At 49.8% G+C, this 23,487-nt stretch carries 15 protein-coding genes and 1 tRNA gene; 9 read left to right on the top strand and 7 right to left on the bottom strand.

Annotated elements, in window-relative coordinates:
• Positions 1–74 precede the first annotated feature (74 nt).
• Complete coding sequence (locus ACTJJS_RS23175) at positions 75–713, bottom strand: RNA polymerase sigma-70 factor (protein ID WP_168871668.1); 639 nt, start codon at positions 711–713, stop codon at positions 75–77.
• Positions 714–1,703: 990 nt separating this feature from the next.
• Between ACTJJS_RS23175 and ACTJJS_RS23170 the strand changes: the two genes are divergently transcribed.
• Both ACTJJS_RS23170 and ACTJJS_RS23165 read left to right on the top strand, forming a co-directional pair.
• Positions 1,704–4,862: a SusC/RagA family TonB-linked outer membrane protein gene (locus tag ACTJJS_RS23170; RefSeq protein WP_440665417.1), complete on the top strand. Its 3,159-nt coding sequence runs from the start codon at positions 1,704–1,706 to the stop codon at positions 4,860–4,862.
• Positions 4,863–4,889: 27 nt separating this feature from the next.
• Positions 4,890–6,458, top strand: a complete 1,569-nt coding sequence (locus ACTJJS_RS23165; protein WP_440665416.1) for a RagB/SusD family nutrient uptake outer membrane protein — start codon at positions 4,890–4,892, stop codon at positions 6,456–6,458.
• A gap of 134 nt (positions 6,459–6,592) precedes the next feature.
• Here the strand turns inward: ACTJJS_RS23165 and ACTJJS_RS23160 are convergent, their stop codons facing one another.
• Positions 6,593–7,153, bottom strand: a complete 561-nt coding sequence (locus tag ACTJJS_RS23160) for an RNA polymerase sigma-70 factor (RefSeq protein WP_440665415.1) — start codon at positions 7,151–7,153, stop codon at positions 6,593–6,595.
• 203 nt (positions 7,154–7,356) lie between these two features.
• Positions 7,357–8,004, bottom strand: coding sequence for a hypothetical protein (locus tag ACTJJS_RS23155; protein WP_440665414.1), 648 nt, complete (start codon positions 8,002–8,004; stop codon positions 7,357–7,359).
• Positions 8,005–8,168: 164 nt separating this feature from the next.
• Between ACTJJS_RS23155 and ACTJJS_RS23150 the strand changes: the two genes are divergently transcribed.
• From ACTJJS_RS23150 to ACTJJS_RS23135, 4 genes are all read left to right on the top strand, one after another.
• The gene (locus ACTJJS_RS23150) at positions 8,169–9,215 is read left to right on the top strand and encodes a FecR family protein (RefSeq protein WP_440665413.1); all 1,047 of its coding nucleotides are present in this window, start codon (positions 8,169–8,171) and stop codon (positions 9,213–9,215) included.
• 256 nt (positions 9,216–9,471) lie between these two features.
• The gene (locus ACTJJS_RS23145) at positions 9,472–12,873 is read left to right on the top strand and encodes a SusC/RagA family TonB-linked outer membrane protein (protein ID WP_440665412.1); all 3,402 of its coding nucleotides are present in this window, start codon (positions 9,472–9,474) and stop codon (positions 12,871–12,873) included.
• Between the two features lie 20 nt (positions 12,874–12,893).
• Positions 12,894–14,690, top strand: a complete 1,797-nt coding sequence (locus tag ACTJJS_RS23140) for a RagB/SusD family nutrient uptake outer membrane protein (protein ID WP_440665411.1) — start codon at positions 12,894–12,896, stop codon at positions 14,688–14,690.
• Between the two features lie 131 nt (positions 14,691–14,821).
• Positions 14,822–17,278, top strand: a complete 2,457-nt coding sequence (locus ACTJJS_RS23135; RefSeq protein ID WP_440665410.1) for an outer membrane protein assembly factor BamB family protein — start codon at positions 14,822–14,824, stop codon at positions 17,276–17,278.
• Positions 17,279–17,361: 83 nt separating this feature from the next.
• Here the strand turns inward: ACTJJS_RS23135 and yiaA are convergent, their stop codons facing one another.
• The 3 genes from yiaA to ACTJJS_RS23120 all read right to left on the bottom strand — a co-directional run bounded on the left by yiaA (position 17,362) and on the right by ACTJJS_RS23120 (position 19,026).
• Positions 17,362–17,778, bottom strand: coding sequence for an inner membrane protein YiaA (gene yiaA, locus ACTJJS_RS23130; protein ID WP_168871676.1), 417 nt, complete (start codon positions 17,776–17,778; stop codon positions 17,362–17,364).
• Positions 17,779–17,952: 174 nt separating this feature from the next.
• A tRNA-Met gene (locus tag ACTJJS_RS23125) sits at positions 17,953–18,024 on the bottom strand.
• 234 nt (positions 18,025–18,258) lie between these two features.
• On the bottom strand, positions 18,259–19,026 hold the full coding sequence (locus tag ACTJJS_RS23120) for an NIPSNAP family protein (RefSeq protein ID WP_440665409.1): 768 nt from the start codon (positions 19,024–19,026) through the stop codon (positions 18,259–18,261).
• Between the two features lie 108 nt (positions 19,027–19,134).
• On the opposite strand from ACTJJS_RS23120, the gene ACTJJS_RS23115 reads away from it, so the two are divergent.
• A complete protein-coding gene (locus ACTJJS_RS23115; RefSeq protein ID WP_440665408.1) occupies positions 19,135–20,250 on the top strand; it encodes a suppressor of fused domain protein in 1,116 nt (371 codons plus the stop codon).
• On the opposite strand, the gene ACTJJS_RS23110 is transcribed toward ACTJJS_RS23115, so the two are convergent.
• Complete coding sequence (locus ACTJJS_RS23110) at positions 20,247–22,151, bottom strand: hypothetical protein (RefSeq protein WP_440665407.1); 1,905 nt, start codon at positions 22,149–22,151, stop codon at positions 20,247–20,249. The two genes, ACTJJS_RS23115 and ACTJJS_RS23110, sit on opposite strands and share 4 nt — an antisense overlap.
• A 144-nt stretch (positions 22,152–22,295) precedes the next feature.
• On the opposite strand from ACTJJS_RS23110, the gene ACTJJS_RS23105 reads away from it, so the two are divergent.
• Positions 22,296–22,799, top strand: coding sequence for an RNA polymerase sigma factor (locus ACTJJS_RS23105; protein WP_440665406.1), 504 nt, complete (start codon positions 22,296–22,298; stop codon positions 22,797–22,799).
• Positions 22,789–23,406 (top strand): hypothetical protein, encoded by a 618-nt coding sequence (locus tag ACTJJS_RS23100; RefSeq protein ID WP_440665405.1) that lies wholly within the window; start codon positions 22,789–22,791, stop codon positions 23,404–23,406. The genes ACTJJS_RS23105 and ACTJJS_RS23100 overlap by 11 nt, the downstream gene beginning before the upstream one ends.
• Positions 23,407–23,487: the final 81 nt, after the last annotated feature.

Here is a 23,487-nt window from a genome sequence, read left to right as displayed (position 1 = left end):
TTAATATTTATATAATATAACAGGGAGAAGAGCGGAAGTGGCGAGTGCAGCGGTAGCCGCAGGCCGGGCGAGGGTTACAGCCGGCTTGCCAGCTCACCTGCAAGTGCAAGGAAGAGTTGCAGCATGCGGAGGTTGGCGGTATAATCGCGGGAATTGTCCTGGCGGTAAAAAAGATTTTCGCGGAGTGTTTTAAGGGCGTGGAGCATGTGGTTTTCCACTGTTTTCTCGGAGATCTGCAGCTGCGCTGCGATCTCGCGGTATTTGAGGCCATCGAAGCGGCTCATTTTAAACACTTTTGAACATTGTTTCGGTAGTTTTTCTATTTCCTGCCAGATGCGCATTTTCAGTTCCTGTTCCTCCTGCAGGTTATGCAGGTAGCTGTCTGTCAGTGATTCGGCAATAAGGGAGTGATGGCGGGCGATGTTTTTTTCCCGCTTAAGATAGTTGAGCGCATGATTGATCACTGCTTTGTACAGGTAGGCACGGAGGGCGCCGTTTTCATCCAGCAGGGCAGGGTTTTCCCATATTCTGATGAACACTTCCTGTACCAGTTCCTGTGCGATGCCTGCATCTTTGCAGTAACGGAAGGCCGCCATCACCAGTTCCCGGAAGTGACGTTCATATACATAGGTAAAGGCCTGCCTGTTTTTCGCATGAATTTCCCTGATCAATGCAGCCTCGCTCAGTTGGGCAATATCGCTGGTTCTCACCATTAGTTTTCCTACTCTTTTCCAGGTATCAGGGTATAAGGTATAAAAAAAATCATAATTCAGTTAATGGGAAAGAAAGAAAAGAATGGCAGGCGGGCTTCATATGGGTTATTTCGTTTTTTTCTGTTCTTTTGTCAGTTGGCGGGTAATTTATCATCAACCCGCTACCAGTGATAAAAAAAATTGCAAAAACGTTTTAGTTATCTGGAAATAATTATATTTTTATGTTCAGAGCGGTAGTGAAAAAGCCAAAAAAGTATGTGGATAATATGCCAGCTCAGATCTAAATCTAAAAAATTATTCACTTGTAATGGTAGCACTGTTAAATGAAAATCACTTGTAGCCGGCAGGAGTACTAAATCGATTCAGCTCCCGTCGCATTTCACGTTAGAGGTTGTAAGCCATATTTTTTTGAATCAGGCAACTGCCTTGTCTGGCAGTGTAAACAGGTATTTATCACATTAATTAAAACAAAATCGTTTTTGTACATCAGGGGAATGATCAATCATTAAACAAAATCGTTTTAGCACGTTAACAAAAGGCACCTTGAAAATTCCACAATGGTACCACGTTCATTGATGGACCCTTTTCCGGATAGCCGGAAGTAAATCAACTCAATGCTTCCACGGCATCTTCGTATAGCCTTTACCGTGTACGTTTCCCAGGTAGCGGGGTAGTTGGTACAACTGCCCTGTGTGGCAGCATCAGCCCATACAGCAGATTGTCAACAAGTGGATACTTTTTCCGGGTATCAGGGGTTTTCGCATCACTCCTTTTGTGACATGACCGCCTATATGTGCTTTATCAGCCACCGGCATGTGCTTCAGACGGCCCACCGTCCGCAGATACAACGCAGGCTGCCTGTCCTTACTGTATTTCAGCAATGCTTCCTTTCCTAAAATCATCCGGAAGGGATAACGGGTCCTCTTTGCAAAATCGTTTTAGCACAAACTCTTTAGCATTGAACCTTTATTAACCAAAAAACAAACATGTATGAAGAAAAAACTGACCTTCCTGGTACGGACCAGCTTGCAGAGCAGCTTCCTGCTATTGCTGTCGCTGCTGGCCTTCTCCCAGGGAAAGAAGATCACCGGTAAGGTGTTTGATGCACGGGACAACACGCCGCTTCCAGGCGTGACTGTGCAGGTGAAAGGCACCAACACCGGTACACAATCCGGCCCCGACGGCAGCTATACCATTAACGTACCCGGTAATAACACCACCCTCATATTTACTTTCGTTGGCTACACACCCACTGAAAAACTGGTAGGCAGCGCAACCACGCTCAATGCCGCACTGAGCACCGACGTGAAATCATTACAGGACGTGGTGGTAATCGGTTATGGTACACAGAAAAGATCTGACGTGACCGGCGCCGTTGCGTCCGTCAGGGCCGGCGCATTGCAGGAACGTCCTGCACCTTCGGTGAACCAGGCGCTCAGTGGCCGTATGCCCGGCGTACAGGTAAGCACCAACTCCGGTCGCCCTGGCGGCCAGACAAGAGTGCGCATCCGCGGTTTCAGCTCTATCAACACCACCAGTAACCCACTCTATGTAGTGGACGGAGTGGCACTCCCCATGGGCAACCAGACACAGAACTCTAACGCGATTGACTATATCAATCCGAATGACATCGAATCCATCGAAGTACTGAAAGACGCTTCCTCTACCGCCATCTACGGCGCCAGAGGCGCTAACGGCGTAGTCCTGGTGACCACCAAAAAAGGGTCTGCTACCGGCGGCCGCGTAACGTACGACAACTACTTCGGCATCAACACACCGGGCCCGCACCGCGTGAAAATGCTCAACGCCAAAGAATACCTCGACCTGGAAACACTGGGCTGGAAAAATGCACAGATCTACGATAAACCAGGATGGGACGCCGGCAACTACGTAAGCAGCAACCCTGCGCTGAAAAGAACGGATTCCCGCTTCTTTGATAAAGACGGTAACCCGCTGTACGATACCGACTGGTTCAAAGAATCCATCCAGCATAAACTTACACAGAACCATCAGTTAGGTTTCTCCGGTGGCAATCCTGATACACAATATGGTCTCTACCTCGGTTACCTCGATGATAACGGCCTGCTGCTGAATTCCTATCTGAAACGTTATTCCGCACGCTTTACCATCGACACCAAAATCAAGGAATGGCTGAAAGTAGGTGGTTCACTCAGTTATAACAACCAGGAAGAAAACCTCGTGGACATCGGTACCGGCGGTCTTAACTCCGTACGTATGATCACCGAAGCGCTGCCCTTCCTGCCGCTGAAACTGGCGGACGGCACCTGGACCAACAACAAGATGTACCCAGGCGCTGAAGGCGGTTCCAACCCGGTACAGATCCTGACAGACAGAAAATACATCCTGAACACACAGACCACCCTCGGTAACGCCTACGCTAACCTGACACTGGCCAAAGGCCTCGAACTGCGCAGCACCCTTGGCGCCAACATCGTGACACGTGGCCGTAACGAATGGAATGGCCGCTCCCTGCTGGATATCTCCGCTTCCCAGAAAGGTATTGCCATTGTGGCCAATGACCGCGAATCTTTCTGGTCCTTTGAAAACTACCTGACCTATAATAAACGTTTTGGTACTGACCACTCCTTCACCGGCATGGTGGGTATGGGTGCTTCTGAAAACAATTTCTTCACCATCAATGCAAGGGGCGAAAATTATTCCACCGATTACTTTGAGAACAACAACCTGGGCGCAGGTTCCGTGATCCCCGCCAGCGGCGTGGGCTCTAGCCGTACCCGGTTTTCGTTCTTCTCTTATTTTACCCGTTTGAACTATGCGTACAAAGACCGCTACCTGCTGACCCTCACCGGCCGCAGAGACGGATCTTCCCGCTTCGGCCCTTCCAACAAATACGCTACCTTCCCCTCCGCCGCACTGGCCTGGAGAGTGTCTGAAGAACCTTGGCTGAAAGGCAACCACCTCCTGTCCAACCTGAAACTGCGTACCAGCTACGGTGTGACCGGTAACTCCGAAATTCCGCCGTACCAGTCCCTCGCCACGCTCGCTGCCAGCGGTACCTACGCTGCCGTTATCAACGGCGCCAAAGTACAGGGCATCGGTACCAACAGGCTCGCCAATCCCGATCTGAAATGGGAGAAAACAGCACAGGCTGACTTCGGCGCGGAAATAGGCTTGTTCAACAACCGTATCAACCTGGAAGCTGACGTCTACTACCGTAAAACAACAGACATGTTGCTCGATGCGCCGGTACCTAGTACCAGCGGTTACACTACTATCCGTAAAAACATCGGCTCCATGGAAAACAAAGGCCTGGAACTGGCCCTGAACGCACTGGTAATAAGCGGAAAAGACTTTTCCTGGAACACCACTTTCAACATCTCCTTCAACCGTAACAAAATCCTGTCGCTCGCCACACCGGCAGATATCTTCGGCGTGGGCGGCCCCAACTTCACTAACCAGACCAACATCCTGCGTGTAGGCGAAGCCGTTGGTTCCTTCTGGGGACTGGTGCGTGAAGGTACCTGGAGTGAAGCTGAAAGAGCACAGGCAGCCAAATTCCAGAGCTACCGCGGTGGTAACACCATGCTGCCCGGCGATATCAAATACCGCGACGTGAACGGCGACAACATCATCAACGATGCTGACCGTATGATCATCGGCAACGGTAACCCGAAAGGATGGGGCGGTTTTATCAACAGCTTCAAGTATAAAAACTTCGACCTCACCCTCGAACTGCAATACTCTTACGGCGCCGACGTGCTGAACATGTCGCACCACTCCGGTGAAGACCGTATCAGTATTGCCAACAGCTTCAGATCCGTGCTGGACTACTGGACACCGGAACATCAGAACACACCGATCGCTGCTCCCCGTCCGGTGGCCGCAGGTTATGTTACCAACGTGGACACCCGCTGGGTGGAAGACGGTTCCTTCCTCCGTGGTAAAAACTTATTGCTGGGATATACTTTTCAACCGGAAGTACTGCAGAAAATACACCTGAGCCGCCTGCGTATCTGGGCTTCTGCACAAAACTTCTTCGTTTTGACCAAATACAGCGGCAACGACCCGGAAGTATCTACCTATGGCGATTCTTTCGCACAGGGACAGACATTCTTCGACTATCCCAAGCCAACTACTTATCAGCTGGGGTTAAACGTGGCGTTCTAATTTGTTCAGTATCAAAAAGACTTTATCATGAAGAGAAATATCATTCATAAAACGATACAGCTGGCGCTCTGCGGCGCTATGCTGATGGGCGCGGGCAGTGGTTGTAAAAAGTTCCTGGAAGAAAAGGACCCTTCCAACCTCACCCCGGACAGTTACTTTACTTTGCCTGAACATGCGGACGCGGCCATCTTTGCAGCCTATTCCAGGTTGCGCTTCATAGGAGAAGGCGCCGGCATCTTCACCAACAACTATGCCTTCCTGGACGCCGCTACCGGCACGGTAACTACCAAGACCGCCCAGAACTCCGACCTGAACAACCTCTTAGGTCTGGTGTACGATGGAGACAACCTCCAGATCGGTAACTGGTGGAAAGGCATCTACCGTGAGATTGCCCAGGCCAACCTGGTATTGGACAATGTGCCGAAAATCAATCCCATGGACGAAGCAGCCCGTAAAAAAGTAATGGGTGAAGCATACTTCCTGCGTGCATGGTCCTATTTTTATGCCGTAAGACTGTGGGGCGACGTGCCTTTGATCCTCAAGTCACAAACACCACAATCAACAGATTTCTCACCCAGCCGTACCAGTTCGGAAGAAGTGTATAAGGCTATCGTGGACGACCTGCAGAAAGCAGAAGCCGCAGGCCTTCCCTGGAAAGACAATACCGGTCGTGCCAGCACTTCCGCCATTAAAGCCCTGCTGGCCAAAGTATACCTGACCATGGCCGGTTTCCCGCTCAACAAAGGACAGGCATATTATAAACTGGCCGCTGACAAATCGAAAGAAGTGATTGACTATGCCAATGCACATCCTTCCGAAATTGGTCTGTTCACTAACTACGACGACCTGCACAGCGTTGGTACCAACAACAAACTGGAACTGCTGTTCCAGGTGCAATACCTGAGCGGTGTGGAAGAGAACCCGGTACAAACCACCATGCTGCCCAACAATGCACAACCTGATATCTCTGCGAAAGGCAGCGGTCAGGGTACGTACGTGCCTTCTGCATCTTTCTATAATTCCTATAAGAAATTTGAGCCGACAGATAAACGCCCTGATCAGCAGCAGTTTTTCTACACTTATTATTTCTTCAAAGGCAGCGGCGATACCATCAAACTGGGCGCTCCGTACATCTACAAGTTCTTTGACGTGATCTGTCATGGTGCCTCCGGCAGGCCCGGTACCGGTATCAGTAACCTGAACCTGACGCTGATGCGTTATGCAGAGGTGTTGCTGACATACGCAGAGGCACAAAACCGTGCCGATGGGTCACCTAACGCAGATGCCTATACGGCTTTGAATGCTGTCCGTCTCCGTGCCAACCTGCCTGCCAAAGCCGGTCTGAGCCAGGCAGACTTTGAACAGTCCGTATGGCGTGAGCGCTGGCACGAGCTGTGCTACGAAGGCGTGATCTGGTTTGATATGCTGCGCCTGCGTAAAGTATACAACGAAGACACGAACGGTTTCGACGATTTCGTTGGTCACGTTAACAAATCAAACGGCGCGGTACTGGCGAAGAAACACCTGCTGTACCCGTTGCCTGTATTTGAAATGAAGAACAACCCGAACCTGAAACCACAGAACGAAGGATACTAGTCATTTCTAAATTTTTGATTTTTGATTTTTTGATTTTTTGCGGACGATTACGAAGAAGACCGGGGCGAGCGATCGCTTCGGTCTTCGATTTTTATCAATCATTAAAATCAAAAAATCCGTAAATCAAAAAATCCCTAAATCTTTTCAAGGGTGAAATTAACAGCAGCAGTCAGTCTTTTCATGGCAATAGCCAGTTGGTTTTCCACTGTTTTAACGGAGAGATTGAGTATAGTCGCTACTTCTTTGTAACGCAGCCCGTATTGTTTTACGAGGATATACACCATTTTACATTTAGGGGGAAGTTGTTCGATGGTGTGTTCCATTTTGCGGATCATTTCCGCTGATATCATCAGTTGTTCGGGATCACTTTCGAAAGATATTTCCAGTTTGTCTTCTTCCGCGATGGTCACCTGCCGGGAAGCGGATTGTTTGCGCATATGATCAATGGCTTTGTTTTTAGCTACCACAAAAAGGTATACCTGCGGATTTTTTATGTCCGTCAACGATTGCCTTTTTTGCCAGCAATGCATAAAAACATCGTTCGTGATTTCTTCTGCTACCTCTTTGGAACGGGTGAGCGAGAAAGAAAAACGCAGCAGTTTTATGAAAAAATGATTGTAGAAAGCTTTGAAGGCTGTCTGGTCATTGTTCGCCGTGATGTTTTTGAATAGTTCATTGATAATACACTGATCCATCCCTTTTAAGCCACTGATATTGGTTGCAATAATATATAACGCAGATTACGCTAAAGTTAACAAAATAATTTATCCGGTAATTTTTTTTATCGATGGTGCTTTTTTGGCGAAAGGTGATGGTATCTAAGCCTGTATTAGCCTGCGCCCCCATATATGTCTCCCGCCTCCGCTGCTTGCGGAGACGTATCTGCTTCTGGTGCTGTCTAAGGTTGGTAATTCACCAGGTTATAGACGATAAAAATCACTGCCAGCATGGCGGTGAGCACAACGCCGCCCAATGCAATACTGATAACGCGGTAACGCTGCCATAGCGTTTCTATCATCCACCAGCTGAAGCCCAGGAGTATTGCAGCGATAATAGCGGCCCAGCAGAATAAACAAATCCCGGTATAAACATCCAGGTCCGAATTCGCAATAGTCCTGAGGGCACTCCTTCTGAGGATAAAAATGAAAGCAAAAGCCACCAGGGATATCAACAGGTTGGACAAGAAAACTTTTTTCCAGAAACTCCCGTTGAAAGGGATCGTGTCCGTTTTTCTGCGTAACAGACGGATGATACCATATAAGACGCCCACCCATAAACAACTTGTCAGCAACCATACTATCGGGGATACAAATGTGTCCATGATAGTGCCCTGCTGATAGGCATAGGAGGTCGTATTGGGCAACCCGTCCAGCTCATACAGGAACCCGAAAGGGAGGGAAATCATTTGATGACGGGAAGCTATCTGTAGTCCGGCAGCTTCCCATGTTGCGTTACCAGTGTTCTGCGCCAGCCGGGGAATACCGAAAATAGCCGTTACCAGCAATGCTTCCAGCAGCAGGATGTACTTGTATAGTTTATTTTCCATATGGGACAGGTTAACGCCTGCAAATATATTATTAAAAAAATTATCTGGGTGACCTCAAAAAAAATGTTAAAAAGCTTTTGGGGGTTTTTGATTTTCTTTTCGACCTTATTCTGAAAACACGGACTAAAAAATAAATGATCGAACGTAACCGGATAAATACCTTGATGGCCAGGAAGATATCCGGCGAGGCCACCATGGAGGAATTGAAAGAACTGGAAACATTGCTGATGCAGTTTCCGGAATTACAATATGCCTTTACCATTGTGGAAGACATACAGGCCGTGAACCCGGCCAACGGTTTCACGCCGGAAGAGGAGGACCGGCTGGCCAGCGAAGGGCTGGACCGTATGAACCTGTTCCTGCAACAGTCGCAGGACACGCCTGTTGTCAGAAGAATGGCCCCGTGGAAAATCATCGCCGGTATGGCCGCTATGGTGGCGGTATTACTGAGCGTATGGGCGCTGTGGCCTGTATCGCCCGACAGGCAGGCTTTTCGTAATGAAGTAGTTACCAAAACCGGCTCCAAAACCAGTGTGGTACTGCCTGATGGCACTACTGTAGTACTCAATGCCTGCAGCCGCCTGCAATATGATGCTACCCGTTTCCTCAACGGGGAAAGGGAAGTAGGCCTAACAGGAGAAGCCTATTTTGATGTAAAACACGATCCGGCCCATCCGTTTATTATCCGCACAGGACCTGTCAATATCCGCGTATTGGGGACCGTATTTAACGTGAAAGCCTATACGGAGGATGCCACCGTAGAAACCACCCTGCTCAGCGGTAAGGTGGAGGTGAGTTTTCCTCAGGGCAGCAGCGGCCAGCAAGTGGTACAGCTGCAGCCAGATCAGAAACTGGTCATTGCCAATCATAAAAACCAACCGGCACAGGACAGTAAAAAAGCCAGCTTTAGCATCACACCGGTAAAGAATGTCACTGCCGGCACGGTAGACAGTCCGGACGCGGAAAAACCAACCACCGCCTGGATCAACGACCGGTTCGACTTTGACAATGTAACATTTGAGCAGCTGTCGCACGACTTGGAACGATGGTACAATGTAACGCTGCGGTTTAAAAATGACCGTTATAAACACGAAGTATTTACGGGCGCTTTCCGTAAGCAGGGCATCGAAGATGTATTGCAGGCACTGCAACTGATGTCAGGGTTTCACTACGAAGTGAACACAAAAGATAATGTCATTTATATATGGTAAAAACGTATCAGGGAATAAAATGCCGGGTGCGGCAGACAACTATGGCGTAACTAATCAATAAAAAACTTTTTTGCGGACAGCAAAAAGGGAAATGCGGCAACATTCCCCTTTTACAATGCTGGCTAAACAATCTAAACCGATTCGAGAGAATCCGGTAATGGCTAATTATTTAACCTAACGAAACAAATTTATGAAAAAAAGCTTTTGGTGGCCTTCTGATATTCCCCGGCGGAATATGAGGAAACTGTTAATGCGTATGAAACTAACCTCCGTATTGCTCTGTGCAGGGTTTTTACAGCTTAGCGCACATGGTTTTTCCCAGGAGCGGCTCACTGTTAATTATAATAATATTAACATTGGAAAGCTCCTGAATGTGATCGGGCAGAAAAGCGACTACACTTTCGTGTACAAAAATGCCAGTATCCCCGACCGGAAGATCTCTATTGCCATGAAGGACGCTCCAGTACGGGATATCCTGGACAAGGCCCTGGAAGGCACCTCGCTGGGATATAAGATCATGAAGGATAACCTGATCGTGATCCTGGAAGCCGGTGAAACAGTACAGCACGTTCCCATCAAAGGACGTATCACCGACGAAGCCGGTAACCCGCTGATAGGTGTGACCGTGCTGGTAAAAGGCACTACTACCGGTGCTAAAACCGATGCCGATGGCCGGTTTAAAATGGAAGTCCCCGAAAATGCCATTATCGAATTCTCCTATGTGGGCTATGAGCCGTTACAGATGAAAGCCAAAGAAGGCGCTACTTTCAACCTCGCGCTGAAAGCCAATTCCAGCGGCCTGAACGAAGTAGTGGTAGTCGGTTACGGCAAACAGAAAAGAATAAACCTCAGCGGCGCGGTAGACGCTATTTCCGGCAAGGAACTGGAGAGCCGCCCCATCGCCAATATCAACAACGGTTTACAAGGCCTGCTGCCCAACCTGAACATCACCAACGATAACGGCCGTGTGTCGTCCGCTTCCAAGTTCAATATCCGCGGCGTGACCTCCATCAACAGCGGTGATCCGTTCATCCTGGTAGACAATATTCCTTTTACCAATGAAGAAGTGTCCCGCCTGAACCCTGCCGACGTTGAAAGCGTGACTGTCCTGAAAGACGCCGCTTCCGCCGCGATCTATGGCGCCCGTGCCGCCTTCGGTGTAGTGCTGATTACCACCAAATCAGGTAAAGACGGCCGCCTTCTCGTGAACGCCAATACCAACTATGCCGTGCGTACCCTCGGACTGGTGCCTAAAATAGTGACCGATCCGCTCACCACCATGGAGTACAAACACGATGCGGCCACCCCGCTGTACGACCTGTACCCCGCTGCTGAAAGAGCTTATGCCCAGAGACTGAAAGACGATCCATCCCTGCCTAACGTTATTGTCAACCCAACCGATAAAAACAAGTGGAGCTACTACGGTACTACCGACTGGCTGCATGAGGTTTACCAGAAATCAGCTCCGGCTTATAATGCCAACGTCAGCATCTCCCGCGGTGATGAGAAACTGAACTATTATTTCTCTGCTGATTATTATTCACAGGATGGTATGCTGCGCTATAATCCGGACAAATATGACCGTTATAACCTGCGCGCCAAAGCCACCTACACATTTAATGACCGTATCAAAATAGGAAGCAACACCATGTACACCAATACGACGTACGCACAACCGTCAAGTACCATGGATTACCTGTTTTTCCATAACTCTAACCGTACGCCTTCTCTCAGCGTGCCCCGTAACCCGGACGGCACCTGGACTTCCGATGGCGCCGCCCTGTTGGGCAACCTGCAAAGCGGTGGCCGCTCCAAAGATACCTGGAGCGAATTTATGACCACCCTCAATGCAGAAGTCGGCATTATCAAAGACATGTGGACACTGAAAGGCGACGCTACTTTCCGCAGAGGCAACCAGACCGGCAACACCTATGTGCTGCCTGTAGCTTACCGCAACGGCCCCGATCAGCCTTTCCTGTACACCAACGGCAACAAATCATCTGCCTCCAATCTCAGCTCGGATATAAAGTATAATGTCTATAACATCTATACAGACTTCCACAAAACCTTCAATAAAAAACACTATCTCGGCGCGCTGGCCGGTTTCAACCAGGAGTACCACTATTACAACCAGTTCACGGTTAAAAGACTGGACCTGATCAGCACCCAGTATCCTACTTCACAGCTGGCCACCGGTACTATCACCCAGAAACAGCAGATTGAAGACTGGGCCGTAAGAGGTATCTACTATCGCCTGAATTATATCTTCGATGATAAATACATCGCGGAAGTAAACGGCCGTAATGATGGCTCTTCCCGCTTCCGTACGGACCACCGCTGGGGCTTTTTCCCATCCGGTTCACTCGCATGGGTGGTGTCTAAAGAAAACTTCTTCCAGGGAATTAAAAACCGCCTGGGCATCGATATGCTGAAAGTACGCGGCTCCTACGGTTCCCTCGGTGACCAGCAATGGGACGCCTACGGTTATATGGAACTGATGACCTCCAATAACATCAACTCCGTATTGAACGGACAAATTCCTATCGGGGTGTTCTCTCCGTCGCCTGTAACCGCTACTTACAGCTGGCAGACCGTTAAAACTGTCAATGGCGGTATCGATATCTCGCTGCTGAAAGAAAAATTATCGTTCAGCTATGACCGTTATACCCGCTATACAAACGGTATGTTCGCTAAAAGCCAGGAACTGCCTGCTGTTTTCGGCGCCACGCCTCCTAAAACCAATTCTGCTGACCTGAAAACAAGAGGATGGGAGATGACCCTGTTCTGGAGAGACCAGTTTAAAATCGGTAAAGATGATTTCAGCTATGGCGTGAAACTCCTCCTGGCCGACAGCCGGTCTTTCATTACCCGTTTTACCAACCCTACCGGAACGCTCGCCAACTACGACCATTCCGATCCTAAAAAGAGAAACTACTATAACGGACAGGAAATCGGCGAAATCTGGGGCCTCGAAACAGAAGGCTTCTTCCAGAACGCAGATGAACTGAAAAATCACGCTAACCAGTCCAAAGTAGGTTCCGATGACCAGCAGTACCTGTTTTACGTAGGCGACCTGAAGTTCAAAGACCTTAACGGCGACGGCGTGATCGACTACGGCGACAACACCGTTTCCAACCCCGGCGACCGCCGCATCATCGGCAACAGCGCTCCGCGCCTGCCTTACAGCATTGACCTGACGGCTTCCTACAAAGGCTTCGATTTCCGTGCGCTGATACAGGGCATCGGTAAAAGAGACTGGTACCCTAACCCGGGCAACCACTACTTCTGGGGCGTGTATTCACAACCGTGGACTAACGTACAGGTGCATAACATGGACAGATGGACGCCGGAAACACCAAACGGTTATTTCCCCCGCCTGAAATCCTATATCGCAGAAGACGCCACCGAGCTGGGCGCACCACAGACAAGATATCTGCAGAACGCGGCTTATACCCGCCTGAAAAACGTAACACTGGGCTATACTTTGCCTAAATCCCTCACCGGAAGAGCGAAAATCACCCGTTTACGTGTATACGTGGCAGCAGAAAATATCTTCACCATCTCCCACCTGAAGGCCAATATTGATCCGGAAGGCCTGGACGGGTCGGTATATCCTTATCAGAAAACTTATTCGTGCGGATTGAACCTGAACTTTTAATTAAAGCAAAAAAGTGCAACATGAAAAACAAGAGGCTTATTATACCATTCATCATACTGGGTTGTGCGGCTGTTTCCTGTAATAAGGATTTCCTGCAAAGGATGCCACAGACGGAGATTGCGCCGGAGGCCTATTTTAAAACGCCGGGCGACCTGCAGACTTACGTAAATGGTTTGTACGACGACAACCTGTCTGCTCCCTATGATGACAATAACTCTGATAACGTATCCGGTAACACCGGCAGCGAAATGGACAAGCTGGTACATGGTACGCTGGACCCGACCACAGTAGATGGCTGGAACAACTGGAACGTGCTGCGTAATATCAACTACCTGCTGGACAACGTATACAAAACGCAGGGCGATGCCGTGGAAATCAAGCATTACACTGGTGTGGCACGTTATTTCCGTGCCCGTTTTTATGCAGAGATGATCGCCCGTTACTCCGATGTGCCGTTTTATGGACACGTGATGACCGATATCGATCCGGAGATCTACAAAGGCCGCGACTCACGCGCTAACGTAGCCGATTCTGTACTGGCCGACCTGCAATTTGCGGTAGACAATATCAAAGCAGACACCAAAGACAACGGCACGCTGGTGAACAAGTACACTGCGCTGGCGCTGATGTCGCGATATTGCCTGTTTGAAGGTACTTTCCGTCGTTATCATCCTGAGCTGAAGTTGCAGACTACCGCTGACGTATGGCTGAAAAAGGCCGTATGGGCTTCTGAGCAGATCATGGCCAGCGCCCGTTATGATATCTACAATACCGGCAAAGGCGGCGCTGATTACCGCGCACTGTTTGCAAGCACCACATTGGCTGGTAACAAGGAAGCCATCCAGTGGCGTGACTATCCGCAGAGCCTTGGTAAAGGAAACAACACCCACAGCGTGCTGGGCTGGACATGGTCACTCAGCCAAAGCCTCGTATACAGTTACCTGATGAAAGATGGTACAGCCTTCACTTCCCAGCCAGGTTATGACAAGATGGACTATACCACCACCTTTAAGAACCGTGACCCTCGCCTGGCTGAAACAGTGGCGTACCCAGGGTTTAGCACCACACAGGACAACAATCCGTACATCGCCAAACCTAACCTCGGCGGGTATGACCAGCTGAAGTTCTATCCGCGCGATCCCAAACAACGCCAGGGATGGGATGCCAACTACACCGCGTTGCCGGTATACCGTTATGCGGAAGTGTTGCTGAACTACGCTGAAGCAAAAGCTGAACTGCTGGACCTGTCACAGGCCGACCTGGACAACTCCGTGAACCTGCTGCGCCGCCGCGTGCAGATGCCGGACCTGAGCCTGGTGACTGCCAATGGCAATCCTGACCAGGTAATGAGCAATCAGTATAACGTGACCAGCGCCAACAAAGGCGTGATCCTCGAAATTCGCCGTGAGCGCCGCGTTGAGATGGCCTGCGAAGGGCAGCGCCTCAACGATATCAATCGCTGGGCTGCCGGCAGTCGCGTCAAAGAAGCGCCGGCTGGCATGTATGTGGCCGGCATGGGCGGCATCGATATGACAGGCGACGGCGTTGCTGATATCGCTATCCTGCCTAATCCCAATGACAGTTCTGCTATCGCCGGCCTGCCTGCTGATGTAAAAATCCGTCTGAGCCGTTTTTATCTGGCAGACAAAAACGGTGGCCTGAACAACTTCTACCTGGAGAATGGCACCAGCGGTCATATACTGTTTGCTACAGACCGCGCCGGACGCACCTTTACAGAACCTAAGTTTTATTATCGCCCGATCCCTAAACAACAGCTGGTACTGAACAGCAAGTTGCAACAGATAATGGGCTGGTAATAACTGACCGTAAAAAACGAATTACAGATAGCGAATTTTGCGGAAACGCTTGTCAAGCCTTATTGTTTCATATTGACAAGCATCCGCGGTTCGCCATCTGTAATTCGTATTTTTTTATATAAACATTGACGATGAAAAAGATTTTGTTTGCTTTCCTGTCCTGTTGCACCCTGCATACAGCCATGGCACAGCGTTTTACGGGAACAGTGTTTCTCGATGGCAATGCCAACGGCAAACAGGACGCTACCGAAGCCGGTGTTGCCGGCGTGAGCGTGTCTGACGGACTTTCTGTGACCACCACCGGCAAAGACGGCCGCTTTCAGCTGCCGGGACATGCCCGCGCCCGTTTTGTATTTATCACTACGCCTTCCGGTTATCAAACAACACGGGAGTTTTATATTCATACAGACAGCAGCCGTACGGCCTATGACTTCGGCTTACAGGCCCGCAGCAAGGCCGTTGCCGGTAAAGCCAGGTTTGTAAGGCTGGCCGATACCGAAACAACACAGTTCAACGCCTGGATGACCGAGGCCAAAGAATACGCCCGCAACGAAGACGCAGACTTTATGATCCATACCGGTGATATCTGCTATGAGAAAGGCATGGCGTTTCACGCACAGCATGTTAACAGCCGCACCATGGGGCTGCCGGTATATTACTGCATCGGCAACCACGATCTCGTCAAAGGCCCTTATGGCGAAGCTTTGTATGAATCCCTCTTCGGGCCGGTGTTTTATTCCTTCGAATCCGGCCCGGCGCACTTTATCGTGACGCCCATGCGTTATGGCGATTACCAGCCTTCCTACACGCCGGAAGATGTAGTGAAGTGGCTGAAGAACGACCTGGCACATACCGATCCGGCTAAACCGGTGATCGTTTTCAACCACGACCTGCTGACCTATGATACGTTGTTTGCCCTGCGGGCAGGCAATGACAGCATCAACCTGAACGAACATAACCTGAAGGCCTGGATATATGGCCACTGGCATATTAATTTTGCCCGTACCCATGGCAATACCGGTATCCGGTCGCTCTGCGCCGCACCTCCGCCGGATGGCGGTATCGACAATGCTGCTTCCAACTTTGACGTGGTAGACATCGATAAAAACGGTATTTCGTTGGTGCAGCGCCGTTATACCTATGTGGAAAACCAGCTGGCCCTGGTATCTCCAACGATCAACGGTACCGCCTTTGACCAGGATAAAATGGTAGTCAGCGTAAACGCCTATCATACGGCATCGCCGGTGAAGACAGTACGTTTCCGTATGTTCGACAAAAAAGGCAACCTGCTGAAAGAACTGCCGTTGCAGCAACAGACAGACTGGAACTGGCGCGCTACCACCGCAATACCGGTGGCTGCAAAAAATGACGTACATACGGCAACGGTAGAGGCCACCCTCGGCACCGGCCGCATGCTCTTTGTCCGCGATACTTTCCGTTTGACTAAAACAGTCCTTCCCGCCGCTAAAAGCGCGGAATGGCCGGAAGCCTTACAAAATGCGCAACGCACCGGCATCACTGGTCTTTCAGATGCAGGAACGCTCTCTTTGAAATGGACGGCCAACATTGGTGGTAACATCTGGAAATCATCTCCCATATGCGCCGAAGGCAAAATCTTTGTGGGCACCATCGATGACGAAGGCAACCATCATTGTCATATTACGGCGCTGGACGCCAATACCGGCCACCTGTTATGGCAGTTCCCTACCGGTAATTCCATTAAACACAGCATGAGCTACAGTAGCGGCGTATTACTGGCTACCGATGCAGAAGGCGTTACCTATGCGCTGGAAGCGGCCACCGGAAAACTGCGCTGGAAACATCAGGGCAATCAGCAATCGCTGCCTGGTTACAACTCCGGCGGGGTGGCACAGGACGGTGTGTACTACACCGGTGCGGCCAATAACCTGCAGGCGCTGGATATCCGCAATGGTCAGGTGAAATGGACCAACCGCGACTGGACGGGCGGCGAAGGTACGCCCGCCTCCATGGCATTGCGTAACGGTCAGCTGATCACCGGCTCCAACTGGAACCACCTCTACGCCCACGATGCAGCCACCGGCCGCGTACAATGGAAACGCAACGATGAAGGCCTTCGTTTCCGCAGCGGCACGCCTGCTTTCTTTGATGACAAATTATACGTACACGGCATCAATAAACTGCATGTACTGGAACCCGCTACCGGCAAGACTATCGACAGTATTCCGGTGACTGCCGAACTGAAGACCATGACGGCGCCGCTGGTGACGTCACAGTATATCATTACCTGCACTGCCTCCGGTGGCATGATGGCTTTCGATAAAAAGACGAAGGCGCAGGTATGGCAGTTTGTGCCTGGTGAAGCGCTGTTCTATACCGCTCCCTATACTACACCTTCTTCCACCACGATAGAGTCCACGCCGCTGCTGGCCGGCAATCGCCTGCTGGTGGGCGCTTCCGATGGATTTGTATATGCAGTGGACCTCGCGTCAGGAAAGATGTTGCGCCGCATTGCAACAGGAGCGCCTGTCTTCGCCGATATGGCGGTGTACAACGGAATGTTGTATGTGGCTGACTTTTCGGGGAATGTGAACGCGTATGCGTTGTAATGGTTACTATCCTATCTGCTATAAACAGAAAAGCAAAGAACGATCGTTCTTTGCTTTTCTTATTTCAACTGGTTTGATACGTCTTACTGGAAATCGCTATTTCTGGCTTCTTTTGCAGCGGCCTGGCTGTCGCGGGTGTTTTTCTGTACCGCGATGGCGCCGAAAATGCTCAGCAGGAACGCAAAAGCATAGAACCCTTTTTCGCTGGGGAGGAGCGTGGCATTCCACAAACCGATGATCAGCAGCACGATGGCTATCAGCATGGACACCCAGCTGATGCCGTAGTACATATCAGTTACGGGAATGTTTTCCAGCCTGTCGCGTACGCACTTCTGCACAGATACCGCCGCAAAAAGCGCATACATCAGGATGGTGAAATAATAACCTTTTTCATTCAGCTGCATAGTGGCGTTCCACAGCCCGATAAGGTATCCCACAACGCCGGCAAGCAAGCCTACCCAGGATGTGGCGATAAAGGCCATTGATGGTTTTTGTTTCATGGATTAATTGTTGTTAAAAAAAGGATGAACATTGTGGTGATAAGGATATCTCCGTTGATATATTTTACAATATAATAATACTATTTATTTCTGATACCGGAGGATATGTTGAGGAGAAAGACAATTGGGTCACCAAAATAAAAAAATCCCGGGCATTACCCGGGATTTTCTTTGTAGCGAGGAGCGGATTCGAACCACTGACCTTCGGGTTATGAGCCCGACGAGCTACCTCTGCTCTACCTCGCAATGAGGTTGCAAATGTAGGCAATAAAATCAAACTACAAAATTTAACAGAAAATTTTTTTGCTGTTAACGTGTAGGAAATGTGAACGATAATAGAGAACCATCCTGTTGGTATTTATCGCTTTTATATGCCAGTAAAGCGTTTGCTGGTTATCTTCCGGTGTCGTCTATACGCTCCTCATCACGCTGAAAATATTTTATTTATTTTTTTAGAAGGACAAAAAACGATGTACATCGCTATATATCTGAATAATCTGTGGGACGTAAAAATGTGATTTCGGATTTGGACACGTTGTGTGCATAACCCGGCATCGCCTGTAATTTTTTCCAGGCCGGGTCAGCGGAAAATGATTTCCAGTGTGCATCACGATCGGCTTTGTTGTTGAACGTTGTCATATACATGAGATTGGGCATACGGCTACCGGAAAGCACAGCGCCATAAAATACTGCATTGAAGCCCAGCTGCCGGAAAATACCGATCTCATCGCCGTCGTTGAACATCTGTACTTTGTTGACATGGTACTGCTCAGTAGGGCTCTCATAACTGCGTAATTCGTATACCCGTTCCGGTTTGGGAGCAGACAGCGCCGGCATGGTCATGACAGGCGCATTGGGGAAAGCCTGCAGCAGGATAGCCTCCAGCCGGTTGTAAGGAACATCGTTCCAGGCCGCGTCCAGGTAAGAACGGCCGGAGTCGTGGAAGGCCTTGTCAGCAGACAGCTTTTTGTCCAGCTGCAACAGCTGTTCCATATTCCGTAAAGGCACCAGCACATAAATGCGTATATCCGCGGTGTCTACGGCAACAGGTTTAAAGACGCCCACTGTACTGATACCCGCACGATGCAGGGCCGGCAGGTAAGCGGCTTGCAGAAAACTGTCCACCCTGGCTTCCTGGGCGGTTGTTTTCAGGTGATAGATCTTTATCTGGTAGAGTTGCCTTTCTTTGGCCATCAGCTGGAAACAACCCAGCAGCAGTGCTGTAAGCAGAAACGTGGAGAACTTCATGGTTGATGATTTATATCCAACAAAATAATAGATTTTGATCTGGAATGCTAGTCTCAGTGATGAATACATTATTTTTGGAGAATTCTGTATTACTAAAAAATTGATGTTATGCCCGATCCGGTTATGTTACTGGAAGAAACCAACAGCCGTAATACTATGTATGCGGTGGTAGAACAGGATGACAGAGTTGCTTATTTTTATCTGTATCCTTCAGAACTGCTGGCCAACAAATATTCGCCGCGGCCCTGCTGGCTGCGCAACCTGAAGCCGGCACCGCAGAAAAAAGATGTACAGGCCATGGAGGAAGGTATGGCCCCCATGCTGGAAGCCCGTTATTGTAGCCATCCGGAAGGGAAGGCACCATTAGACCCTGCCTTGATACGCATCGTATGGATGGAGGAAGGCGACGGCGCCGCGCTGATCTATGACGGTGAGCTGATGGCCGTTATCCCGGGCTGGACGCTATACACACAGGAACGTGCCGTTAGTTATGCAGCCGACTGCATCGACGCTGGTGAGGATAGCCTCATGTTCCCGCTGGGGACACCGGAAACCAATCAACTGCATAAAAAAGTAGCGGAAGCCACTGCCTTCTGGGACGACTGGTCCGATGAAACCAGCCAGACATGGAGCATCCTGCAACAGCAGTATCTCGATGCCTATGAAGCCGTACTGGGCCCGACTGTAAAATACTATGCCATAGATGGTGGCAAATGGCCTCCTATCGGTATGGCCCGTTTTGAGAAAGATGATGTGGTGTACTTCGTGACACTGGGCGTAAGCATCCGGCCAATGCCATGGGTGGAAATGCTGTACAATGACAAGGCGGCCGGGTTCCGCAGGATGGAGCTGGCGCTGGCCGTCAGCAAAAAAGACTTCGATGAGAAAACGATCATGAATTTTGCAGGCATGGTGTCTGGTCTGGCTGACCGTCCCTGGAGACAGGTCACCTGGCTTGGAGAAGGCCACACCATCACCTTCAGCGAGCTGCCGGCGCCCTACGAAAGCATGATATTGTCTTCGGCGCTGTATACCGGTCCTGCCATCGAAATGCCCGTGATGTACAATGATCCTGTTAACCTTTACTGGGCATCCCCGATCACCAAAGCAGAACGATTGTTTGCTCACGAACAACCCAACGGCGGCTATGTGCTGCTGGAGAAAATGATAAACAACGGTATCAATCACCTTATACAACCCCGGAAGGAGGTAGTGGCCGGTTAACGGCCACTATCCGCTCCGGCGAAGATGCCGGGTGCAAATGCTTTCAATGCCGCCACTGCGGCAGGTTTCAATAATATATAACGTTGATCTGTATACGATTCCCCGTCGCCTTCCAGCTGGTACAGCCGGAAAGCTGACCCCTGTTTGCCCAATGCTTCATTGATGACCCGAAGGGCATTTACCTGTTCAGGTTGACGGTCAGCAGAAAAAACAAAACGGCGCGCATGAAGCCGCTGCAGGGCTTCCTGTGTGCGGTGGGAAAGGCTTTGCAGGTCCGCCACGCTGCTGAACCAGGCAGGGGAGAAGGACAGCGCATCCTGGTAACCGGCGGGGTTCTGTTCGCGGATGGAAGCCTGTAGCAACGCTGTGTCCTGCTGCGGTAATAACTGGTGCTGGCGGCACAACGCCACAAAGGAATCGATTTGCTGCCTGTTCAGACGGGTACGGGTGTCGAAGTACTGATAAGGGTACACGGCATAGTCATAATCACCGGGACTGCCGTTGTAGCAACCTTCTATGCGGTCGAACAGGTAGGGCGACTGTAACAGTTTCGCCTGCGCTTCAGTGAGCAGCGCCAGGAACACGGTGTCGGGCTGTAGCGGCTCGTAGCGGGTAAAGCGGTTGGGCTGTATGAAAAAGAAACGGCGCTGATCGTGCTGGTCTTCCAGGTAATGATTGAGGAATTGCAGGTTCTCCGGCCGTATCCAGGATTCAAATTCTTTTTCGTCGATCGTCTCCTTGTACAGGTGGCCATTGAGCCGCAGCGTGGCCGACAGTATTTTGGCCGACCTGCTGAGCGCCAGTTGCTCCTGGTAAGGATACAGGCCATCAGTATTGGGGGCGGCTTTCTGTATCCGTATATCCGTTGCCGTTAAAGGGAACACCTGTTTTGATATTTTATCGGTGACCCGCTCAAAGAAAGACCGGATGGCGGTTACGGGGATTTCTCCGTAGTGGTTCACCGGTACGAGGTCGTAGGGCTGTATGTCTGTGGCGGTACAAAGCGGTACGGCGGATTTACAGTCAGAGAGGATATCAGTTGAGGACAGCAGGGTATATGGCCGGTAACGGGCGATGATCTGTTGTTTCGCGGCTTCGCTGATCAGTCCCGTTTGTTGCAGGCTGTCGAGGCATAGCAGCTGTTGTTGTTTCAGGTAAGGATATTTATCGAAGTAGGTGATATATCTTTCCAGCTCCCCGAGCGCATTGGTATGGCTGACGGACCCGTAGATGTTTTTTCCGTTTTGATAGTAGATGTTGATCACCGAATCTGTTTCAGGGAGGAAGCCTGCCTGTCTGAAGAGATTGACCCAACGGAGGTACGGGGCGTAGATGGCTGTTCTTTCCTGTTGGGCAGCCGGCGTGTCAGTTTGATCATTGACTGCCAGGTCGAGGGTGCTGTCTGCCATATAAGGCGCCATTGCGGGACCAAACCAGCCATGGAGGCGAACGGAGAGGGAGTCGCTGCTGTCGTAATTAGACCGGCAGTAATCGGCCGAGTGAAGCAGGAACCCGATAAGGTCGTGGCGGGAGGGAAACCGGGCCGCGAGAAAACGGGCTTCGGCGAACTGGTTGTCATGCCCTGACCATGGGTATTGCTGAATGGCCGCCAGAGAATCCAGTGTGGCCATGGGTATCCGGGTTTGCCCGGGGATGATGTCGAGGAAGTCGGCTTCCGCTACAAAAACGGCCTGCCTGGGCAGTTGCGTTTTATCTAGCCCCTGATATAGTCTGAGTGGTTGAACACCGGCAAACCGGAGCAGTTCTTCCTGTCCGGCAGGTGTTAAAACCTCCAGCTGCCCGAGTTTGCGGACCATGTCGGAGACAGCGGAAAGCGGTAGCTGTTGGGCGTTGGCGGTGATGTGGCTAACAAATAGCAATACTGACAGTAAGTATTTCATATTGACAATGGGTAAAATTCTGATCGAAGATAGTGTTATGGATAATTCTTTGAAAATGAGTTTCTTTAAATTTTTTTTTGAAAATGTTGTAACGAAAGGGCCGGCCCGGATACTAATGAGGAAAATGTACTAAAGCAATCCGTCTTGAAAAATAAGGAGCAGGAATTTCTGGCACATATAGAAAGTAACAAGGGGATCATTCACAAGATCTGTAAGATGTATATGGATACTGCTGATGATCAACAGGACCTGTTCCAGGAAATTGTTTATCAGTTATGGAAGTCGTACGGTTCTTTTCAGGAGCAGAGCCGTTTTTCCACCTGGATGTACCGGGTGGCGCTGAATACCGCGATTGTTTTTTTTAAGAAGGAGCGGCGGCAGATACAGACATCCGATACTATGCCGGAGCACCTGGCAGAGGAAGACCATCGCACATCGGAGCGGGAGTGGCAGTTGCATCATTTTTACAGGGCAGTGCAGCAGCTGGAGCGGTTGGAAAAAGCGCTGGTATTTTATCACCTCGAAAATTATTCTCACCGCGAGATAGCAGACAACCTGGGCATCTCGGAAGGCAACGCCCGTGTAAAGCTCAACCGGGCCAAAATAAAATTAAAGGAACTGATTAAACTACAAGGATATGAATTTTGATGATATACAATCACTGTGGAATGCAGATGACGGGGGGAAAGATATGGTGGTACCTGATAACGTGGAAAAGATAAAGTCTGCACATCATCCGGTGGTTAAAATCCGGAAGTCGATGAAGCGGGAAGGCTGGGTACAGTTGGCTTCCATTATCATACTGGCATTTGCGCCAATGTATTTTAAGTCTGATATACTGACAGTTGCTTATTACTGTTTGTATGGGGTAATGTTAGCGTTGAGCGGATATTATTTCTATCGTTTTTATCTGTTTTACCGCCGGTTGGGCACTGCGGTGTTATCTGCGAAAGAACATTTATATGAAGTGTATTACGACATACAGCTGCATATAGAGATGTACCGGTCGTTTTCATATGGGCTGATGATGTTGGCATTGGGATTTGTGACGATGTACGTACTGACTGTACCGGGGAGTTTACATGCCGCTATAGGGAATGATTTCAGGGGTACGACAGTGATAAAGACAGCATTTATTTTCGTGGTTTTTATAGGGGGGATAGTGGTGTCTACCGAAATGTGGATAAAGAGATGTTATGGGATGTATTTGAAGGAGATAAAAAATATAAAGGACGAATTAAAAGAAGACATTTGAAACAATCGGTTGCGAATGTGTGTTCCCGTTAATAATTGGTTAACGGGAATATTTTTTTATGGGTGTATTAGCGTGTAGTAA

This window comes from Chitinophaga sp. 22308 (genome assembly GCF_052045305.1).
Lineage (GTDB): Bacteria > Bacteroidota > Bacteroidia > Chitinophagales > Chitinophagaceae > Chitinophaga > Chitinophaga varians_A.
Note: the sequence above shows the minus strand (reverse complement) of the source record. Positions and strands in the feature narration are given on the sequence as shown.